Raw genomic sequence first — 6,611 nt, forward strand, 5'->3', positions numbered from 1 at the left:
GTGAACGTTCGTTTTGAATCGGGCGGGGGAGGCAATGAGACGTTTTGTCGCCGAAGGGCTCGGCACCTTCGCATTGGTGCTGGCCGGCGTCGGCACGGCTGTGCTTGGCGGTATGGGCGTGGGAGTTCTCGAAATCTCGCTGGCGTTCGGTCTGGCACTCGTGGCGCTGGTCTACACGATCGGGCCGATCTCCGGGTGCCATGTCAATCCGGCGGTCACGGTGGGCCTGCTCGCCGCCCGCCGCATCGGGCCCAGGGTCGCGGCCGGCTACATCGTCGCGCAGTGCATCGGCGCGATCATCGCCGCCGCGGTCGTGTGGTTCATAGCCGACACCAACGCCGTCGGCTATTCAGCGTCCGCGCAGGGGCTGGGTGCCAACGGCTTCGGGGCGCACTCACCGGGCGGGTTCGGCTGGGCCGGAGCGTTCGTCATCGAGATCCTGGTGACCGGGCTGCTGGTCCTGGCGGTGCTCGTCGCCACCGACCTGTGGGCGCCGCTCGGCGTCGCCGGGCTGGCCATCGGCGTCACGCTGGCCGCCGCCAACCTGATCGCGATTCCGGTCGACGGCGCGTCCGTCAACCCGGCCCGCAGCCTCGGGCCGGCGGTGTTCGCCGGCGGCTGGGCGCTGAGCCAGCTCTGGCTGTTCATCGTCGCGCCGGTGATCGGCGCTCTGCTGGCTGTGGCCGCGCACTCGGTGCTGCGGCCGCCGTGGCAGGTGCGTCCGAAGCTCGCTACCCCGTTGCCCGACGAGTCGCTGCACGAGATCGCGCGGGAGACTGCGCGTCTCATCGGCAACGGCCACGGCGAGGGCGACGGCCGCGGCGATGGCGTGCGTGTCGGTGCGAGTGTCAGCAGCGACAGCGACAGCGACGGCGCGCGCGTCAGCGGCGACGGTGCCCGGGCCCGAGCGGGAGCGGGAGCGGGCGACTTCGACGGGGCGCCACCGAGCTCCACCGGGCGTCTGAGCTCCACCGGGCGTTCCGAGGTCGATCGCGGACCGCGTTGACGACGAAGGGAAGGGCCGGGAAGGCCCGGCCCTTCCCGGCCCGGCGAGCGCCAAGGGCGTTCGTTCCGGAACGCGCAGCAGAATCCCGAGCGGCGCTGCCGGCGCTGATGCTGCTGCCGGGCAAGATCTGAGGATCGTGGTCGCCAGAACGACCCGAATCCTCAGATCTTCGGCTGGCTCGGTCGTGCCTTGTCCCGTTCAGGCCCGGGTTCGGGCTAGGGCTCGCGCTCGGGCTCGGGCTCGGGCTCGGGCTCGGGCACGGCGGCGGTCGGCAGCGAAAGCACCATGGTGAGGCCACCGCCGGGTGTCTCGTCCGGGTTCAGGGTGCCGCCCATGGCCTCGGTGAGCCCGCGCGACAGTGCCAGGCCCAGCCCGACCCCGGTCGTGTTGTCCCGGTCGCCGAGCCGCTGGAACGGCTGGAAGACGTCGTCGCGAGCAGCCGCCGGGATGCCGGGCCCCCGGTCGATCACCCGCAGCTCGACGCGGTGTCCCAGCGCGCTGGCGGTGATCGTCGGCGGCTGGTCGGCGGGCGCGTATCGCAGCGCGTTGGCGACCAGGTTGACGATCACCCGCTCCAGCAGGGCCGGGTCGGCCAGGACTGCGGGCAGATCATCCGGTATGCGCACCGTGACCGTGTCGGCCTGCGGGCCGATCTCGTCCAGGGCGGGCGGCACGATGTCGTCCAGGCCGGTCACGTGCGGGAAGACGCTCAGCGTGCCCGCCTGCAGGCGGGACATGTCGAGCAGGTTCTCGACCAGGCGGGCGAGCTTGCCCAGGGATTCGTCGGCGGTGGCGAGGAGCTCGCCGCGCTCGTCGTCGGTGAGGTCGAGGTCCTGCTCGCGCAGCCCGTTGATGGCCGCTCCGGCCGCGGCCAGCGGGGTACGCAGATCGTGGCTGACCGCTGTGAGCAGTGCGGTGCGGACCTTGTCGGCCGCCGCGATCGGCGCGGCCTGGGCGGCCGCGGCGCGCAGCCGGTGCTGGTCGAGCGCGGCGGCGGCCTGAGCGGCGAACGCGGTGAGAATGCGCCGGTCGGCGGCTGGCAGGGCACGCCCTGCCAGCGTCAGCCGCAGGCCGTCGCGGATGGGTATGTCGACCTCGGTGCCGGCATCGACCTCAACGCCGGCGCCGGCGCCGGCTTCGGTGTCGGTGGTGCGGATGCCGGTGTCGCCCGGCTGGGCGGTGTCAGCGTGGACGGACATGACCGGGCGCCACCGCTCACCGGCGGGCTGGTCGCCGTCGGTGCGTTCGAGCAGTGTCACCGAGGTCATCCCGAAGGTCTCCCGCGCCTGCGCGAGGAGCGCGGGCAGCGCGTCCTCTCCGCGCAGGACGCTGCCGGCCAGCACCGACAGGGTGGCGGCCTCGGCCGAGGCGCGCACCGCCTGCTCGTAGCGCCGGGCGGAGGTGGCTACCACCCGGCTGACGAGGCTGGCGACCAGCACGAAGCCGAGCAGGGCCAGGACGTTGTCGCCGTCCGCGATCCGCCACTCGGCGACCGGAGCTGTGAAGAAGTAGTTGAGTAGCAGGGAGCTGGCGACCGCGCACAGCAGCGCCGGTCCGAACCCGCCGACCAGCGCGACGACGATCACGACCAACAGGTAGGCGAGCATCTCGGTGGCCTGGTTGAACGTGCCGCGGGTGGCGTCGAGCCCGGCGGTGACCGCGGGGAGCAGAGCCGCGGTGAGCAGCATCGCGACGATCCGGCGGCGCGGCGCGAGCGCCGTCCGCCGGCCGGGCAGATGACGCCCCGATCGCCGGGTGCTGCCAGCAGCCCTGGCGCGTCCGGCGGTGCCGGTACGTCCAGTGGTGCCGGTGGTGCCCGTGGTGCCGGTGCCTCCCGCGGTGTCGGCGGTGCCGGTTGGCTTTTCGGGCCAGGGCGCGGCGTCCTCGTCCAGCGGGAGGGGACGGTGGCCCCAGGCCTGCGCGTGGGTGACCATGTGGACGTCGATCGGGCCGGACAGGCTTGTCGTCGTCGAGCCGATTCCGGGGCTGAGCATCCGTGCCAGGCGGCCGCGGCGGCTGGCCCCGAGTACGAGCTGGGTGGCGTTCGCGGCGCGGGCGAAGTCGAGCAGTGCGGTGGGGACGTCGTCGCCGATGACCTGGTGGTAGCTGCCGCCGAGGCTTTCGACCAGTGCACGCTGGCGGGCGAGTGCGGACGGGTCGGCGCCGGTGAGGCCGTCGGAGCGGGTGACATGGACGGCGAGCAGGTCGGCGCCCTTGCTCCGGGCGGCGATCCGGGACGCGCGGCGGATCAGGGTGTCGCCTTCCGGGCCGCCGGTGAGTGCGACCACGACTCGTTCGCGGGTCTCCCAGGTGCCGCCGATGCCGTGGTCGGCGCGGTAGCGGTCGAGCTGGTCGTCGACCTTGCCGGCGAGCCAGAGCAGGGCGAGTTCGCGCAGTGCGGTCAGGTTGCCGACCCGGAAGTAGTTCGAGAGTGCGGCGTCGACCTTCTCCGGGGTGTAGATGTTGCCGTGGGCCATCCGCCGGCGCAGTGCCTCCGGGGCCATGTCGACGAGTTCGACCTGGTCGGCGCGTCGGACGACGTCGTCGGGCACGGTCTCGCGCTGCGGGACGCCGGTGATCGTCTCGACGACGTCGTTGAGTGACTCCAGGTGCTGGATGTTGACCGTGGAGATCACGTCGATGCCGGCGGCGAGCAGGTCCTGGACGTCGTGCCAGCGTTTGGTGTGCCGGCTTCCCGGGATGTTGGTGTGTGCCAGTTCGTCGACGAACGCGACGTCGGGGTGTCGGGCGAGGATGGCGTTGAGGTCCATCTCGGTGAACGAGCCGCCGCGGTATTCGATGATCTGTCGCGGGATGGTCTCGAGCCCTTCGAGCATCGCCGTCGTGCGTGGTCGGCCGTGGGTCTCGACGAAGCCGACCACGACGTCGGTGCCTCGCTCGGCGCGGCGGTGGGCCTCGTCGAGCGCCGCGTAGGTCTTGCCGACTCCTGGCGCGGCACCCAGATAGATCCGCAGTGTCCCTCGTGCCACCTCCCCATCGTGGGGCCGTCCGGGCTGCGCTGGAAGGCCTCGCCGCACTGGCCGGCGGCGCGCCGTTCGGCGCCGCCGGCCAGTGGGCTCGTCGCTGATCGGTCGCCGCCAGCCTCGGGGGCCGGCGGCGGCGCAGGCCGGCTAGCCCACGGTTCCGTTGGCGCAGACCCGCTCGTTGTCGAGCTGGAAGGCGGTGCCGTCCGGGCTGACCCGGACGAACGCGTTGCACAGCAGCGGCTGGTTCGCGATGTTGGCGAGGTTCACCGGTTCGACCAGGCCGCCGCCGTCGTAGTCGGCCACCTTGCGCAGCCCGTCGATGAAGCCCTCGCGGGTCGGGCAGTCGCCGGAGGCCCGCAGCCCGCGGATGAACAGGTCGGCATAGAGATAGCCGTACATCGCGAACTGCTGTTCGGGATCCACCACCTCCGGGGAGAAACGCGCCATCGCCGCCCGGTACTGCTCGATGGGAGCGCCACCGGCCTCGAAGGGGCGGAAGTTCACCGCCATCGCGACATTGGCCAGGGCCGGTCCGTAGGCGCGCAGCACGCTGTGGTCGTAGCCCGTGAGCGAGACGACGCTGACGAGCGGAACATTTCTGGCCTGGGCCGCCTGCATTATCTCGGCGAGGTCCCTGGGATCGGTGAAGGCAACGATGGAATCAGCTCCGGAGCTTTCCAGTAGCTGGGTGACCCGGACCGGGCTGTCAACGCCCGATGTGTAGGAGATGATATCGGGGTTGGTGGAGAGGCCGGCACCCTCGAACGCGGCCCGGTATTTCCCGATTATCTGTCGGGTGAAGTCCTCTGACCCGGACATCAGAAAGGCCACCTTGTCGCCCTGGTGGCTCTGGATATAGCGGGCGGTAATTTCCGGTGAGACGTCGTATATGAAGGAGAAGAGGTTGTTGTAGCTTCCCCAGCCCGACTGGACGAGCCCCGTGACGGGAATCTGTTGCTTCGCCAGGCTGTCCAGCGCGCTGGCAAGGGAGCTGGACGCCGAGATGAGGCCGAAGACATTCTCCTTCTGCACCAGCTCGGTCGCACCCTGCAGGGCACCTTCGTTGGAGGATTCGTCATCCCGCCAGGTGTAGACGATGCGCCGGCCGTTCACGCCGCCCTGCTCGTTGATCAGGCCGAGCCTGGCGTTGATCCCGGCGCGTGCCGAGGCCAGCGAGCTGCTGCCGGTGCCCGAGTCCGTGTAGACGAGCCCGATCCGCACCTGGTCCGCCGTGACCCCGGGCGCGGCGCAGGCCGCGGTGGTGCCGTGTTGGCTGCCCTCCGAGCCCGCTCCCGAGCCCGAGCATCCGGCGATGACGGCGGTCAACGCGGCGACAATTCCCACCGCGGGATGCCTTGTCAGTCGGCCTAATTGCATCAATTTCCCCCAGTAGGCAGATGGCGATGGCGACGGGGAGGCCGGCTGCGGAGGCAAGGGCATGGCAGAGCAGGCCAGGCGGTGCTTGGGCGCGGGTCGGTGACGCCATCGAAACGTTCATTCATGGTGAATGGTCGGCCGATGGTAGCAGGTCGCCTCTGCCGGCTCCCGGGCTCGTTTGCCCTCGGTCGGGTTCGCCTCTGGATGGGAGTGGTTCCGCGCGGGCGTCGGAACCGGTTACCCGCCCCGGTCGGGGGACGTTGATCCGGGGACCATCCCGGATCGAACCCATATAAGCGATCTTCTTCCTGGTGTGAGGCGCTGCGGTGACACGGGCTGGTAGGAGATGGGTGAGTATCCGGAAACTCTCTGGTGTGACCGATGGAAATCTTTTCCTGGGGCGGGAAACGCATCGGATACTGACAGAGGTCATTGCGCGGTTGTCGGCAGGAGAGTTAGGTGGCCCTGGTGGGGCTGGGTCCGATAGAACTCGAGCGAGTGGCATGGAAATTGATGGAAGGTGGCGGGGGTCGGCCAGGCGGGGATCATCCTGGCTGGCGCGAACCCCGGTGCGTGTGGCTGGTGGCGGGCGGGAGCCGCGACGAGGGCCTGCTGGCCGCCGCCCGGCGGAACGGTGCCAGTATGTGGAAGAACGGCGTCCGGTACTTGTGGTGTTGGGGCCGGCCGGCTGGTCGACCAACCGGCCGGCCGGTATTCGACAGGCCGGCCGGCCGGGAGGAAGTTCCTGGCGAATCCGGCTGATACCGGAGCCTGCACGCGGCCGCGGCATCGTCACCGTCACCGTCGGACGCGAAACCGCGGTCGCTCTTCGCTCAGGGGAATTTCATTCCCAAATTTCGAGATATATCGATCCGATTGAGAGAATATCGATCTCTCAGGGGAGAGTCGAGTTCGACTCGAAGAGTTGAGGATGCTAGTTGTCCGGGAGCGTGCGGCAAAAGCCCCGAGCTTCGGGCTGCCGCCGAGCAAGACCTGAGGATCCTGGTCGCCGGAACGACCAAAATCCTCAGATCTTCGCGCTGCGGCTTCGCGCTGCGGCTTCGCGCTGCGGCTTCGCGCTGCGGCTTCGCGCTGCGGCTTCGCGCTGCGGCTTCGCGCTGCGGCTTCGCGCTGCGGCTTCGCGCTGCGGCTTCGCGCTGCGGCTTCGCGCTGCGGCTTCGCGCTGCGGCTTCGCGCTGCGGCTTCGCGCTGCGGCTTCGCGCTGCGGCTTCGCGCTGCGG

General features: G+C 70.4%; 3 protein-coding genes and 1 pseudogene. 1 reads left to right on the forward strand and 3 read right to left on the reverse strand.

The annotated features are described in order from the left end of the window. Nucleotides 1-34 precede the first annotated feature (34 nt). Nucleotides 35-1,006, forward strand: coding sequence for an aquaporin (locus tag FREUN1FDRAFT_RS26695; protein ID WP_006543388.1), 972 nt, complete (start codon nucleotides 35-37; stop codon nucleotides 1,004-1,006). Between the two features lie 215 nt (nucleotides 1,007-1,221). Here FREUN1FDRAFT_RS26695 and FREUN1FDRAFT_RS26700 read toward each other — a convergent pair whose 3' ends face one another. From FREUN1FDRAFT_RS26700 to FREUN1FDRAFT_RS46785, 3 genes and pseudogenes are all read right to left on the reverse strand, one after another. Then, on the reverse strand, nucleotides 1,222-3,996 hold the full coding sequence (locus FREUN1FDRAFT_RS26700) for an ATP-binding protein (protein ID WP_006543389.1): 2,775 nt from the start codon (nucleotides 3,994-3,996) through the stop codon (nucleotides 1,222-1,224). 141 nt (nucleotides 3,997-4,137) lie between these two features. Next, nucleotides 4,138-5,337: an ABC transporter substrate-binding protein gene (locus FREUN1FDRAFT_RS26705; protein WP_232295421.1), complete on the reverse strand. Its 1,200-nt coding sequence runs from the start codon at nucleotides 5,335-5,337 to the stop codon at nucleotides 4,138-4,140. A 1,060-nt stretch (nucleotides 5,338-6,397) separates the two neighbouring features. Further along, a pseudogene (locus tag FREUN1FDRAFT_RS46785) lies at nucleotides 6,398-6,611 on the reverse strand (hypothetical protein); the annotation flags it as partial.

Source organism: Parafrankia sp. EUN1f, assembly GCF_000177675.1.
Classification (GTDB): Bacteria; Actinomycetota; Actinomycetes; order Frankiales; family Frankiaceae; genus Parafrankia.